This window comes from Enterobacter adelaidei, assembly GCF_041937165.1.
Lineage (GTDB): Bacteria > Pseudomonadota > Gammaproteobacteria > Enterobacterales > Enterobacteriaceae > Enterobacter > Enterobacter adelaidei.
This window is the reverse complement of record NZ_CP154353.1, coordinates 2,302,039-2,315,182: the sequence shown is the minus strand read 5'-3', so window position 1 is coordinate 2,315,182 and position 13,144 is coordinate 2,302,039. Positions and strand designations below refer to the sequence as shown.

Below are 13,144 nucleotides of genomic sequence, written 5' to 3'. Positions count from 1 at the left end.
ATGAAAGCCGGGGTGGCGGGCGGAACCATGCTGATGTCGGCGCTCAATGCCTGTCGCGCCAGGCTGAAAGCCTTCATACGCGGGCGCACGTCCGTTCGTGATGATGCCGACGACATTTTGCAGGAAGTCACTTATCAACTGATGAAAGTGGAACAGCCAGTCGAGAACGTTGCTGCGTGGCTGTTCCGCGCGGCGCGTAATGAGATGACTGACCGGTCGCGGAAAAAACGCGAGGTTTCGCTCTCCGGCTATTTTACGGGCGACGATGAAGACGGCTTTCCGGAAGACGAGCTGGCCGAAACCCTGTTCGGTGTGCCACAGACACCGGAAGAGGAGTATCTCAAAACGCTGTTGTGGGAAGAACTGGAACAGGCGTTGTCTGAACTTCCACCGCCGCAGCGGGAGGTATTCGAAAAGACCGAGCTTCACGGCTACAGCATTAAAATGCTGGCAGAGGAGACGGGTGCCAGCGAGCAGGCGCTGTTATCCCGTAAGCACAAGGCGGTGTTGTTTCTGCGTACGCGGCTGCGGGATGTTTATGACGCGCTGACCGGTGAATAGCGGCGACAGACAAAACCTTACACTTCCGGCACTTGTAGATTCATCACTATCGTTTATGATCGGGGCGTCTTGTTACTCTGGAATGTTATGCGCAACCGTCAGCTTCTCGGAAAATGGCTTTTGATCGTCACCTGTCTCGCGATGGCACTTTGTCTCGTGCAGCGTGCGGTGTATCTCAACCATTTTTTACAGGGACTGGATCCGCAAACGTCCCAGATAGCTGACGCCCCAGCTCAAAACAGCAACACTGAACAGCCCGGCCCGTCACCTTGTCAACTGGGCGCACACTCGCTTCTCTGCGCGCAGCCGCTGTTCTTCGACGGTGCGCTACCGGCCATTATTATCTTCTTTGCCCTCCTGCAGCTGTTTACGCAGGGGCGGGTATTTGTTTCCAGAGAACAACCCGTTCAGGCGCCGCCTCCCCGAATACATCTTAAAAACTGCGTCTTCCGTGAATGAAAAACATCGTCACCACACGATAATTTTCACTATTCACGGAGTAAAACATGTTTAACCTTTTCAGGGGGTTCGTCTTCCTGTGGCTGTCCTGCATCGGTATTACCCATGCGGCAGACACTGGCTGGCAGGTCTCCCCACAAAACGATCACGCGCGTATCCGCTTTCAGGCGGAAAGGGATCAAAACCGTATTCAGGCCTTGCTCACCGTCGAGCTAAAGCCCGGCTGGAAAACCTACTGGCGTTCGCCGGGCGAGGGCGGTGTCGCGCCGAAAATCAGCTGGCCGGAAGGCGTAACGGACAGCTGGTCCTGGCCAGTCCCGTCGCGCTTCGATATCTCCGGCATGACCACGCAGGGATATCACGACAAGGTCACGATCCCGATTGTCCTCGACGGGGTGAAGGGAGACGCGCTCGACGGAACGCTGACGCTCTCCACGTGCAGTAACGTCTGTCTGCTGACGGACTACCCGCTGCATCTCGATTTTACCCAGCCGGTCGATGCAGGTTTTCGTGACGCTTTTGACCATGCGATGCGCTCCATTCCCGGCTCGTCGGGTGTTTCATCCGACCTCACCGCCTGGCTGGCGGACGGCAATCTGGTCATTACAGGGACAACGGAAGGAAAGTGGGACAATCCGGGGATCTATTTTGACCTGCTGGTGGGGGATATTCTTCCGGGAGAACCCGTCATTAAACACGACGGCCATCAGCTTCGGGTGACCGTTCCCGTCACCGATGAGTGGGGAGATAAGCCCACCTCGCTGGCAGGTAAAGCTCTGTCGTTTGTGTTGACTAATGGCAGTAAAGCCCAGCAAACCGTAATGACGGTTGGATCAACGCCTGCTGCGTCCGCAGCGCCCGGCACGGGCAAAATGATGCTCTTTGCGCTGTTGGGCGGGCTGATCCTGAACCTGATGCCCTGCGTGTTGCCGGTGATGGGTATGAAGCTCAACAGTATCCTGCATGCGGGCTCGAACAAACGAACGATCAGGCTGCGTTTTCTGGCAACCAGCGCCGGGATCCTCACCTCCTTTATGCTGCTTGCCGCGATGGTGACTGCGCTTAAGCTGACCGGGGCATCTCTGGGCTGGGGTATTCAGTTCCAGAACCCGTGGTTTATCGGCCTGATGGTCGCCGTGACTTTCCTCTTCGCGCTGAATCTGTTTGGGGTGTTTGAGATGCTGCTGCCTTCTGCTACCGCAGGACGCCTGGCCGCAACAGGCGGCGCGGGGCTGGGCGGCAGTTTCTGCGAAGGGATGTTCGCCACGCTGCTGGCCACGCCGTGCTCCGCACCATTCCTCGGTACTGCCGTGGCGTTTGCCCTCGGCGCACCGCTGCAGACCCTGTGGCTCATTTTTCTGATGCTCGGCGTGGGAATGAGTTTGCCGTGGCTGTTTGTTGCCCTGGTGCCAAAAACGGCTACGTTATTGCCGAAGCCCGGGCGCTGGATGAACACACTGAAGATCATCCTTGGCCTGATGATGCTGGCCTCCAGCCTCTGGCTGGCGACGCTGTTGAACCTGCATCTGGGTGATACGATTGGTCAGATCGTGATGCTGGTGCTGATAGTTGTCGCACTGGCGCTTTTTGCATTGAAGGGGCAAAGGTCCTCACCGTTGTTCTGGGTGGTGGTGATCTCCCTGTCGGTATTTGGTGGATACCAACTGCGAGGGTTGCTTAACGCATCACCTGTCCTCGCAACGCAAAGTGTGGAGCAGACGATCCCGTGGCAGCCGCTAAGTGAAGAGGCCATCCAGATGGCGCTTGCGCAGGGGAAACGGGTGTTTGTGGATATCTCTGCCGACTGGTGCGTAACCTGTAAGGTTAACGAGCATCGGGTACTGAATCAGCCGGACATCATTGCCGCACTGAGTCAGCCGGACGTGGTGGCCCTGCGCGGAGACTGGAGCCAGCCTTCCGCGCTTATCGCTGCGTTTCTTGAGAAGCGAAATCGCTACGCCATTCCGTTTAATGAGGTGTATGGCCCCGGTATCCCGGACGGGGAGATCCTCTCGCCGCTGCTGGATAAGCGCACCCTTGTCACTACCCTGAACAACGCAAAAGGCTAACCGTTTTATGAAAAAAATCCTTATTACGCTGCTGCTACTTCTGGCCTCTGTTCAGGTGATGGCGGCAACACCCCTGACGCCGGAACAAGAACAACGTGCGCAGAAGATGATCTCTGATTTCCTGTTTAACGATCCGAACTCCCCGCGCATCGGCGCGAAAAACCCAAAACTGACGCTTGTGGTCTTTACGGACTACAACTGCCCGTACTGCAAAAAATTCGACCCGTACCTGGAGAAAATTGTCGAAAAATACCCGGATGTCGCAGTGGTCTTTAAGTTTTTGCCTTTCCGCTCGGAAAGTTCGCTGACCGCAGCGCGTGATGCCCTAACGCTCTGGCGCGCGCATCCGGAGCAGTTTATGAAATTGAACCATACCCTGATGGCGAGAAAGGGGTACCACGATGACGCCAGCATTCAGGAGGCGCAAAAACGGGCGGGGGTGAGTGTCACGACGCCAGATGAGGAGAGCCTGATGACGATTAAGCGCAGCCTGATCGTTGCAGAGAAAATGGGGATTCAGGGAACACCCGCCACGCTCATCGGTGAAGGATTGCTTCCCGGCTGGGTGCCGTTTGAACAGTTCGATGAAATGGTCAGTGACGCACTGAAAAACCGCTAACCTGAAAGGGGGCTTGATGCCTCCGATAAACCGGAGAGGGAAATGAAAAAATTACTGTTACTTTCAGCGCTGGTATCGTCAGGGCTGGCGCAGGCGGCTGAAGCCATACCGGATGTGGTAAAACACTTCAGCGAGCAGCAGGACATCAAAATCATTAAGAAACTGGATGCGCCTGGCGGCGCACCAGCCTGGCTTGGACAATATCAGGATATGGGCGTGACGCTCTTTTTAACGCCGGACGGCAAGCACGTGATCTCGGGGTATCTGTACGATGACAAAGGAAAAAACCTCAGCGAAGGTTATTTCCAGAAAGAGATCTATGCCCCGATGGGACGCGAAATGTGGAAAAAGCTTAACGCGGCGCATCCCCTGAAAGAAGGGGCGGAGAACGCTCCGCGCAAAGTCTTTGTGTTTGCGGATCCGTTCTGCCCGTACTGCAAACAGTTCTGGTCAGAGGCGCAACCGTGGGTGAAGGCCGGTAACGTTCAGCTCAATACGCTGCTGGTGGCGTTTCTCAACCCCAACAGCGGACGTAATGCCGCCGCTATACTAAATGCGAAAGATCCGGTCTCGGCCTGGCGTGATTACGAATTATCCGGCGGTAAAAAATTGCCCAAACCGGAAGGCAGCGCATCCCGTGAAACCGTTGAAATACTGCAGAAACACCAGGCATTAATGGACGCTCTGGGCGCTAACGCCACGCCAGCCATTTATTATCTGAATGCGGAAAATGAGCTTCAGCAGGTGGTGGGTATGCCGGATGAAAAACAGCTTGAGGCAATGTTCGGGCCGAAGCCATAAAAGAGCAGGCAGAAACGGGGCGTTTCTGCCTGCTCTTCACTTAGCTACCCCAGCGACCTTTCAGGTAGTTAACCGCCTGCTGGGTCTGCGGCTGGTTCAGGTAATCTTCCCTGAACAGGATCGTACCATTTACGTTAGGTAGAGAATCGTTCAAATCGAGCTGCTTTTTCAGCTCCGGCACGCCGCCCTGAACCATCCAGTCCGGTTCATTTTTCGACGGTTCGCCCACTTTATAGAACGCAATGCCGATATACAGGCGAGTGTGGGTCGGCTTAACGACGTCGGCCCACCATTTGGTCAGCACGTCATAGCGCGCCGCATCCCGGGAGAAGGGCCAGTAAATCTGCGGGGCGATGTAGTCCAGCAGGCCTTGCTGCACCCACTGACGCGTATCGGCGTAGGATTCATCATAGGCTGCAGCGCCGCGTGTGTCCGAGCCTGCCGGGTCAAATGAACGGTTACGCCACACGCCAGCCGGGCTGACGCCAAACTCGACACCGGGTTTTGTCTGTTTAATCGCGCGGGAAACCTGCACGATCAGCTGCTGCGTGTTGTGCCTGCGCCAGTCGGCTTTTGAGGCAAATCCCTGGCCGTACTGCCGGTAAGTCTTCCCGTCATTGAGCGCCGAACCGGGTGATTCAGCATAAAAGTAATCATCAAACTGCACGCCGTCTATCGGGTAGTTTGCCACCACTTCGGTGACCACTCGGGTGATCCAGTCGCGCACTTCCGGAATGCCCGGGTCGAGTACGAAACGATCGCCAGAAATGCGTACCCACTCCGGGTGCTGGACATAGACGCTGGACGGGGTCTGATATGACGTCCGGTTCAGGGCGGCGATGGTCGAGGGTTTGGTGTTGGTCGACACGCGGTATGGGTTGAACCAGGCATGCACCTTCATGCCGCGCTTGTGCGCTTCATCCAGCATAAACTGAAGTGGATCGTAACCTGGATATTCACCGATATTGCCCGTCAGCATATCTGACCACGGTAAAATTTTTGACGACCAGAGTGCCGTGCTGTCCGGTTTCACCTGGAAAAACACGGTGTTAATTCCTAGCCGCTTAAGATTGTCGAGCTTGCTGGTCAGTGCCTGCTTTTGCATCGCGATGCGTTGGTCAGCGCTGCGGCCATTCACTGATGCGACCGGTGGCCAGTCGAGGCGGGAGACGGTCGCCAGCCAGATCCCGCGCATCGGCTCGTTGGACTGCTGCGTCGGTGTACTGACGGTGGGAAGAGGGGTAACCAGTGATTTCGGTGGTTTTGAGGAGCAACTCACAAGTAAAAGCGCGCAGCCAGCCAGCGCACCAATCCGTTTTACATGTCGCGTCATTTGCGTATTAGCTCTTGATAATCCGACTGTTAGCCCAGGGATTAAAGGCGGGCGTTTCCTGTTCTGCGCGTCCTTCATCGTTGAGGGAGTCCAGATACAGGGCTTCGACTTCCGCGCGCGCCCACGGGGTACGGCGCAAAAATTTCAGGCTCGATTTAACGCTGGGATCTTTTCTGAAACAGTTAATTTTGATTCGGTCGCCCAACTCGTTCCAGCCAAATTTTGCCACCAGGGCGTTGACCATCATCTCCAGCGTTACGCCATGCAAAGGATCGTTAGAAATGTGTGCAGTCATAAGCGTCCGGATGTCTCAATTGTAATGGGGTTGGGTTAACCGGTGAAAGGGTACAAGAAAGCACGGGAAGCGGCAATGACATCCCGCACTGATGCTTATTCCGCACGGCTGGCGTCCCGGTTGGTATAGGTGACAGGCACCCACCCATAGCCGCCGTTTTCGCCTTTGGTGACATAGCCGATACCCGGGAACGGTAGATGGGGCGCGGCAACCAGGTCCCTATTTCTCACAAAGCCCGCAAACGCCTCTTCGCGCACGCGTGCCGCTTTGTTCTGATCTTCATCGTAGGTGATGGTCACGTCGGGCTGCGGGAACTGGACCGCCGCGGCATGAATAATGTCGCCCACAAAAGTGATTTTCTCGCCTTTACTTTCCAGGGTATAGAATGCCGAACCCGGTGTATGGCCGGGATGTACCGTGCCGGTAATCCCCGGCAGGATCTCAGAAGTGCCGCTAAAAGGCACCACTTTACCGGCATCAAGGTAAGGTTTTAAGGTCTTCTGCGCGACGTCAAAGTAGTTCTGCCCGTAACCCGTTTTTTTCTGATTGTCTTCGTTAAAGAAGAAGTCGATTTCCGGTTTTCCAACGAAAACGCGCGCATTGCTGAACACCGGCTTACCGTCTTTCACCAGGCCGCCAGCATGATCGGAATGGACGTGAGTGAGCAGGATTTCGGTAATGTCCTGCGGCTTAACCCCCTGCGTGGCAAGGCTCTCAATCAGACGTCCACCGTTACCGGGGCCAAAGAGCTGGCCTGAGCCGGTATCCACCAGGATTTTGTGTCCGGGCATCGCAATCAGGAAAGCGTTAATGGACACTTCAGCCGGGTTGGTCTGGAAATTTTTCGCGAGCAAAGCATCAATCTTTTGCGGCGTTGTCCGGCGCAGTAATTTATGCAGATCCTGAGCGACGCTCCCGTCTGTAAACGAAGTGACGATAATATCGCCGACCTGAACGCGGTATCCGCCAGCTGGTTGTTCAACAACGTGCTGAGGCGTATTTGCCAAAACCTGTAATGAAGGGTAGAGAAGTAATGCACTGGATATCAGCGTGGACAGAGCAAGTTTTTTCACGGTAAGCATAAGAGTCTCCTTTGAAAGCGCTCATCTTACTTCTCCGTAAAAATAGAAGAACCTACCTAATAATGACAGGAGCCAGCGTATTAGCCGGGTGGTGCAGACACCATTCCCGGCCCGTAAGACGCTATTTTTTCAGCGGTGCGCTCCAGCTGTCCGGCGTGGCTTTTGACCAGGAGCCATAAGCGGCATTAGGCAGCACAATCCAGTCATTGCCGAAGTGTTCAGCGCTGGCCTCAACCAGCTCACGTTGCTGCTCGCTCGGTTTTTTGTTTTTAAATTGCACGGCGAAATCCGGCAGGCTGTCGCCGAACAGCATCACGATCTGCTGTTTTTTGAGGATACTCTGGCGACGCTCTTCTTTGCTGACCGTATCCAGAAGTACGCTCTCGTCTGTAACCTGTGGAAGTCCCAGAGATTTTAACGTATTGAGCGTGTCGGCTTTGTTTTCCTGCATACGATCTGAAACATAATAAATACGGACTTTGCTTTGGTTTATGTGGTCAAGAAAGGCTTTCGCGCCAGGGATCAAACCCGGTTTGCCCTGTTTCTCCCAGTCACTCCAGGTGTCCCATTGGGTAAAATCGTGACACTGTTCCGTATCGCGCACCAGTAAAGGGGTGTTATCAAGGACAGTTTCATCCAGATCCATGACGACGGCGTAATTCTCTGGCGTTTTCAGATCTTTTAATTTTTCATTGAAACGTTCAGTGGCAAACCGATACGTCTGCATCTGAAGCGCCATAATCTCGGCCGATTTCTGCTGATAGCGCAGCGCCATTTCATACGCTTTGGGTTCACACAGGTCACGATTAGCCGCCATTGCCGTTGCACTGAATACGGGTAATGCCAGCAGTAATACCTTAGCCATTGAATTCACACTTCTTTCCTCAACATCTTGTTAAAATCCCGCAAGCGTAATGGAGTTCAATGACAGAAAAATGAACCTTATGTGGCAACTCAACTTACAGTGAGGCTGCCGCCCGGGCCGCAGTGTCATACAGTGATGATATGGTGCGTAACAGTTGTGCGGTTTCTCCAATAGATGCCCCTGAAATGCCACTCTCTGCCTGAATATTGATAAGACACGCTTCCCGTACATCACGGTATTTCATGCATAACGCTTTACCTTCCTCCGTAGTGGAGAAGAAGAGCTCTTTGCCCGCTTTTTCGCTCGTCACGTAGCCCGCTTTGACCAGCTTTTTCAGGGCATAGGTCACCACGTGGGTATCTTCCACGTTGAGGACGAAACAGATATCGGCCAGCTTTTTCTTGCGGTCACGGTGGTTCACGTGATGCAGCAGCGAAACGTCAAACGCGCCCATATCGGGCTCTCCGGCAGCCGCCATGCAGCGCACCATCCATTTGTTGAACGCGTTACTGGTCATGATCAGCGCGTATTCCAGCTCCGATAACTCCGCGCAGCGCTCGGACACCAGATGGCGGGAAGAGACGATCCGGCCATCGTTGATAGCGTCGCGATCGGGTGAAGCACTCTTTTCTGAGGTCATAACGTTCCTTAGCCAGAAATGTAAACTCGTCGATAAAATAAGAACATTTTATTGATAATTTGTTTACATGTTTTTGAGGTTCAGATATAGCTTTTTAGCGCAGGTTTTGCGAAGTCTGCCAACAAAACACAACATCGCTCGCCGCAAATTAAAAAAATAGCCGTCGGCGCGCAACGCTCACTTTCGATAGGGTAAACGTTTATGGACGGTACTACGCTGTTACCGCTGATCGGGATACCGATCGTGGTTATTGGTTTTGCACTGCGCTTCAACCCGCTACTGGTGGTTGTGGTGGCGGGGCTGGCGACGGGTCTGCTGGTCGGCATGGATTTCGGCATGCTGCTGGAAACCTTCGGCGAGAAGTTTGTGAATAGCCGATCGCTGGCGACCTTCATTCTGATCCTGCCCGTTATCGGTTTGCTGGAGTACTACGGGCTTAAAGAGCGCGCTCAGGCCTGGGTGGCGAAGATCGCCAGCGCGACCTCGGCGCGTATTCTCATGCTTTATTTTGTCGCCCGTGAGGGTACGGCTGCACTGGGTCTGATGTCGCTGGGCGGTCATGCGCAGACGGTGCGCCCGCTGCTGGCACCGATGGCCGAAGGGGCGGCGCTGAACGAATATGGCGAGCTGCCGCAGCACATTCGCGACAAAATCAAAGCCCATGCCGCCGCGTGTGACAACATCGCGGTCTTCTTTGGGGAAGACATCTTTATTGCCTTTGGCGCGGTGCTGCTGATTGACGCGTTCCTGAAAGAGAATGGCATTCAGGGCATTGAACCACTCCATATTGGTCTGTGGGCCATCCCGACCGCCATTGCGGCATTGATTATTCATATGACGCGCCTGCTGCGTCTGGATGCCAGCATCCGTCGTGACGTGATGGCCTGGCGCGCGGAGCAGGGAACGCAGGAGGCCGCGCAATGATGACGCTTATTACCATTAACCGCGTGTACTACCTGATTGGTTTTGTCGTGATGCTGCTGGTTGTGATGACCCTGCGCGATCGCGCCAATCCTAAGCGTTTTACCACTGCGCTGTTCTGGTTTTTATTCGGCGGGATCTTCCTGTTTGGCGACCTGATGGTGCAGGAGCTCGGTAAATCGCTGGCCTACAGGATTATTGGCGGCGGCGTTATCGTTATCGCGCTGCTGGCGGGTTTTGGGCTGGTCGGGAAAGGGCACTATAAAATGTCCACCGAGGAGGAGCGGGTTGCCTCGTCAAACCGGCTCAAAAACTGGCTGTTCCTGCCCGCGCTGATGATCCCGGTGGTGACGGTTCTCGGAACGTTATTCCTGAAAGGGGTGTCGGTGGGCGGCGTGTTTCTGCTCGATCAGAAACAGCTCACCCTGGCGGCGCTTTGCGTGGCCTGCGTCGCGGCGATCCTCACCGGCTGGTGGCTCACCAAAGGCACCCCGCTTCATGCGGTTCGTCAGTCCCGTCGTCTTGTTGATACCATCGGCTGGGCGGTGATCCTGCCGCAGATGCTGGCCATGCTCGGCGGGGTCTTCGTGGTGGCGAATACGGGCGACTCGGTGCAAAAGGTGGTGAGCCTGTTCGTGAACCCGGATAGCCGCTTCATGCTGGTGGTGATTTACTGCGTGGGTATGGCGCTGTTTACCATGATCATGGGTAATGCCTTTGCGGCCTTCCCGGTGCTGAGTGCGGGGATCGCGTTGCCGTTTCTGATCAACGTGCATCACGGCAACCCGGCGCCGCTGCTGGCGATTGGCATGTACGCGGGCTATTGCGGCACGCTAATGACGCCGATGGCGGCGAATTTCAATATCGTTCCCGCCGCGCTGCTGGAGTTGAAAGACAAATATCAGGTGATCAAGATCCAGATCCCAACCGCGTTAACCCTGCTGGTGGTGAACGTGTTCTTAATGTATTTCCTCGTGTTTCGCTAAGGAGCTGTTATGGAATTAACGCAACATCAGGCTGACGCGTTTGCCCGCATGCCATTGACCTATTTGCGCCAGGAATATCCGAACCACATTATGCACCTGCTGAATGATGATGGAGATGTTCTGCCACCTCGCGAATTGCACCCGATTTTCTACGGCTGTTTTGACTGGCATTCGGCGGTGCACGGCTACTGGCTGCTGCTGCGCTGCGTGCGTCTTTATCCAGAATTGCCGTGCAGAGAGGAGATTGTCGCGCTCTTCGCTGAGCACCTGACTGAAGAGAACGTGGCGAAGGAGCTGGCCTATTTCACCGCACCGTTCCGCGCGTCGTTTGAGCGGCCGTATGGTTACGGCTGGCTGCTGGCGCTGGCCCAGGAACTGAAACAGTCGTCGTTGCCTCAGGCCGCAGGCTGGTATCAGGCACTACAACCCTTAACGCTGGACATTCGCGACAGGCTGGTAGATTACCTGAACAAGCTCACCTATCCGATCCGCGTCGGGACGCACTACAACACGGCGTTTGCGCTCGCCCTGGCGCTTGATTACGCCCGGGCAGTGGAAGATAGCGCGCTTGAGCAGGATATTCTGACGGCGGCGGAGCGGTTTTATCTTGCCGACACGCGCTATCCGGCCCACTACGAACCCGGCGGTGATGAGTATATTTCCGGTGCGTTGACCGAAGCGTTACTGATGAGCAAGGTGTCAGAGGACTTCCCGGCGTGGTTTGACGCGTTTCTGCCGGAGGTGGGGTCGATTGCGGCACTGATGAACCCGGCGGAAGTGAGTGACCGAACCGACCCGAAAATTGCTCATCTGGACGGATTAAACCTGAGCCGTGCCTGGTGTATGAAGCACATTGCCAAAGCATTGCCGGCAAACCATCCGGCACAGCAGGCATTGCGTGATGCCGTGACAAAACATCTTGCCGCAAGCGTAGAGCATGTGGTGGGTAGCCACTACAGCGGCGGACACTGGCTGGCGAGCTTTGCGTTGCTCGCTCTGGAATAAACGAAGGTGCAGCGCCGTCAAGCGCTGCACCAGGTTTAGGCTGCGGCCCGAACTGCGGGACGTAGCCTGCTCAGGCTAAACAATACCGATCCCGTTGAGGCAATCACGGCGATCCACAGCGCCAGATGGACCGTTTGCTCATCAAGCGTTTGATGTTCGGGTGCTGCGGCGACGGTCAGCAGAACGCCTACCACGGCAGCGCCGAGACACTGACCAAATGTCCGGACAATAGACAACACCCCGGACGCATAACTGGCATTTTCCCGCGCCACATTCGAGAGCATTTCCCGGTTATTGGGGCTCTGGAAGCAACCAAACCCCACACCGCAAACCAGGCTACGCAGGCAGATATTCCATGCGGAAGGGCTGGAAGGTAACGTCGCCAGCAGAACCAACCCGACGACAAAAATAATCAGTCCGATGGTCGAGATCAGCGGTGCTGAAAGCGTATCCGCCCAACGCCCGGCATGCGGGGCAATCAGCACGATACCGATTGGCCACGGTGTGAAAAGCAGAGCGGAAACGACCGGACTGTAGCCATAGACGCTTTGAAACAGGAACGGCAGCGCGACAAACGTGATGCCCTGACTCACAAATGAAGCCAGAGAGGTCAACGCGGCAAGTGTAAAGCGGCTATTTTTGAACATGACGGGGGGCAGTAATGGCGCCCGGCTGCGGCGAATATGCCAGATAAAGGCGATGGCACTGACCATGGCGATAAGCGCCCACGTCACGCTTTCCTGACCAGCGCTTTGCAACACGTGCTGAAAACTGTTGGCCGTCATGATCGTCGAACCTAACAGTGCGGCAGAGAGCACCGCCCCCATCGTATCAAAGGGAGCACTATCAACAGCCGCTTTGCGTGGTAAAGCCCTCCAGGCCAGCAGCAAGGCAATGCTTCCTGGAATAATGTTAATGGCGAACAACCATTGCCAGCTCAGCGTGTCCAGTATCGTGCCGCCCAGCACGGGCGCAATCGCGGTACTGGAGGCGATAAGCAGAGCGTGTAACCCCAGAATGCGGCCAAGCAGTCGACCGGGGAACACGGAACGCAGTATCGCCGGGGCTATACTGAGGGTGGCCGCACCGCCGATACCCTGCAATATACGCATTCCGATCAACACCTCGGGTGTTTTCGCCAGTGCGCAGCCGAGGGAGGTGAGCGTAAAGGTGGTAAGCCCGGCCAGAAAGACCCGCCGATAGCCAATGCGAGCCGCCAGCGCAGCGAAAATGGCGAGTGTCATTGCCGCCGACAACAGATAACCATTCGCAAACCAGACCGCGACATTCGCGGACACCTGCATGGCATTCGCCATGGAGGGCAGCGCTATATTGATCATGGTGCCATCAAAGACGCCCATCAGCGTGGTGGTCATCACTGCAGCCATGACCCGGGCGCGTTCATCTCCCGGCAGCCCTTCATCGCCGGGTTGATTTGAAAATAGCATCATCATCGTAACTCCAGATAAGAATGTTGATGACGAAACTATAACCATGGGGTATACAGG

Annotated in this window: 14 protein-coding genes; 8 read left to right on the top strand and 6 right to left on the bottom strand. The window is 55.4% G+C overall.

The features are described 5' to 3' along the window. The 5 genes from AAHF05_RS11265 (at position 1) to dsbG (ending at position 4,509) form a co-directional block, all read left to right on the top strand. Entirely contained in the window at positions 1-561 is a 561-nt protein-coding gene (locus AAHF05_RS11265) for an RNA polymerase sigma factor (RefSeq protein WP_129325131.1), read from the top strand. Positions 562-648: 87 nt separating this feature from the next. Further along, positions 649-1,020 (top strand): hypothetical protein, encoded by a 372-nt coding sequence (locus tag AAHF05_RS11260; RefSeq protein WP_049007666.1) that lies wholly within the window; start codon positions 649-651, stop codon positions 1,018-1,020. A gap of 47 nt (positions 1,021-1,067) precedes the next feature. Beyond that, on the top strand, positions 1,068-3,089 hold the full coding sequence (locus AAHF05_RS11255) for a protein-disulfide reductase DsbD (protein WP_129325114.1): 2,022 nt from the start codon (positions 1,068-1,070) through the stop codon (positions 3,087-3,089). Positions 3,090-3,096: 7 nt separating this feature from the next. Continuing rightward, entirely contained in the window at positions 3,097-3,708 is a 612-nt protein-coding gene (locus AAHF05_RS11250) for a DsbA family protein (RefSeq protein WP_129325115.1), read from the top strand. Between the two features lie 42 nt (positions 3,709-3,750). After that, positions 3,751-4,509 carry a thiol:disulfide interchange protein DsbG gene (dsbG, locus tag AAHF05_RS11245; RefSeq protein ID WP_049007669.1) on the top strand — a complete coding sequence of 253 codons (759 nt, stop codon included), beginning with the start codon at positions 3,751-3,753 and terminating at the stop codon, positions 4,507-4,509. Between the two features lie 40 nt (positions 4,510-4,549). Here dsbG and AAHF05_RS11240 read toward each other — a convergent pair whose 3' ends face one another. The 5 genes from AAHF05_RS11240 to AAHF05_RS11220 all read right to left on the bottom strand — a co-directional run bounded on the left by AAHF05_RS11240 (position 4,550) and on the right by AAHF05_RS11220 (position 8,724). Continuing rightward, positions 4,550-5,842, bottom strand: coding sequence for a glycoside hydrolase family 10 protein (locus AAHF05_RS11240; RefSeq protein ID WP_128347687.1), 1,293 nt, complete (start codon positions 5,840-5,842; stop codon positions 4,550-4,552). Between the two features lie 7 nt (positions 5,843-5,849). Next, positions 5,850-6,137 carry a VF530 family DNA-binding protein gene (locus AAHF05_RS11235; protein WP_129325116.1) on the bottom strand — a complete coding sequence of 96 codons (288 nt, stop codon included), beginning with the start codon at positions 6,135-6,137 and terminating at the stop codon, positions 5,850-5,852. 95 nt (positions 6,138-6,232) lie between these two features. Next, a complete protein-coding gene (locus AAHF05_RS11230; RefSeq protein WP_129325117.1) occupies positions 6,233-7,219 on the bottom strand; it encodes an MBL fold metallo-hydrolase in 987 nt (328 codons plus the stop codon). A 121-nt stretch (positions 7,220-7,340) separates the two neighbouring features. Next, positions 7,341-8,084: a 5'-nucleotidase, lipoprotein e(P4) family gene (locus AAHF05_RS11225; RefSeq protein WP_374936464.1), complete on the bottom strand. Its 744-nt coding sequence runs from the start codon at positions 8,082-8,084 to the stop codon at positions 7,341-7,343. Between the two features lie 94 nt (positions 8,085-8,178). Further along, complete coding sequence (locus AAHF05_RS11220; protein WP_129325119.1) at positions 8,179-8,724, bottom strand: winged helix DNA-binding protein; 546 nt, start codon at positions 8,722-8,724, stop codon at positions 8,179-8,181. A gap of 201 nt (positions 8,725-8,925) precedes the next feature. Here AAHF05_RS11220 and AAHF05_RS11215 point away from each other — a divergent pair, with 201 nt between their 5' ends. The 3 genes from AAHF05_RS11215 to AAHF05_RS11205 are packed head-to-tail and all read left to right on the top strand — an operon-like array spanning position 8,926 to position 11,636. Then, on the top strand, positions 8,926-9,648 hold the full coding sequence (locus tag AAHF05_RS11215; RefSeq protein WP_008501655.1) for a DUF969 domain-containing protein: 723 nt from the start codon (positions 8,926-8,928) through the stop codon (positions 9,646-9,648). Next, the gene (locus tag AAHF05_RS11210) at positions 9,645-10,631 is read left to right on the top strand and encodes a DUF979 domain-containing protein (RefSeq protein ID WP_023344166.1); all 987 of its coding nucleotides are present in this window, start codon (positions 9,645-9,647) and stop codon (positions 10,629-10,631) included. The genes AAHF05_RS11215 and AAHF05_RS11210 overlap by 4 nt, the downstream gene beginning before the upstream one ends. A gap of 9 nt (positions 10,632-10,640) precedes the next feature. Then, positions 10,641-11,636: a DUF2891 domain-containing protein gene (locus AAHF05_RS11205; RefSeq protein WP_129325120.1), complete on the top strand. Its 996-nt coding sequence runs from the start codon at positions 10,641-10,643 to the stop codon at positions 11,634-11,636. 35 nt (positions 11,637-11,671) lie between these two features. Here AAHF05_RS11205 and AAHF05_RS11200 read toward each other — a convergent pair whose 3' ends face one another. Then, positions 11,672-13,087 carry an MFS transporter gene (locus tag AAHF05_RS11200; RefSeq protein ID WP_129325132.1) on the bottom strand — a complete coding sequence of 472 codons (1,416 nt, stop codon included), beginning with the start codon at positions 13,085-13,087 and terminating at the stop codon, positions 11,672-11,674. Between the last annotated feature and the right edge of the window lie 57 nt (positions 13,088-13,144).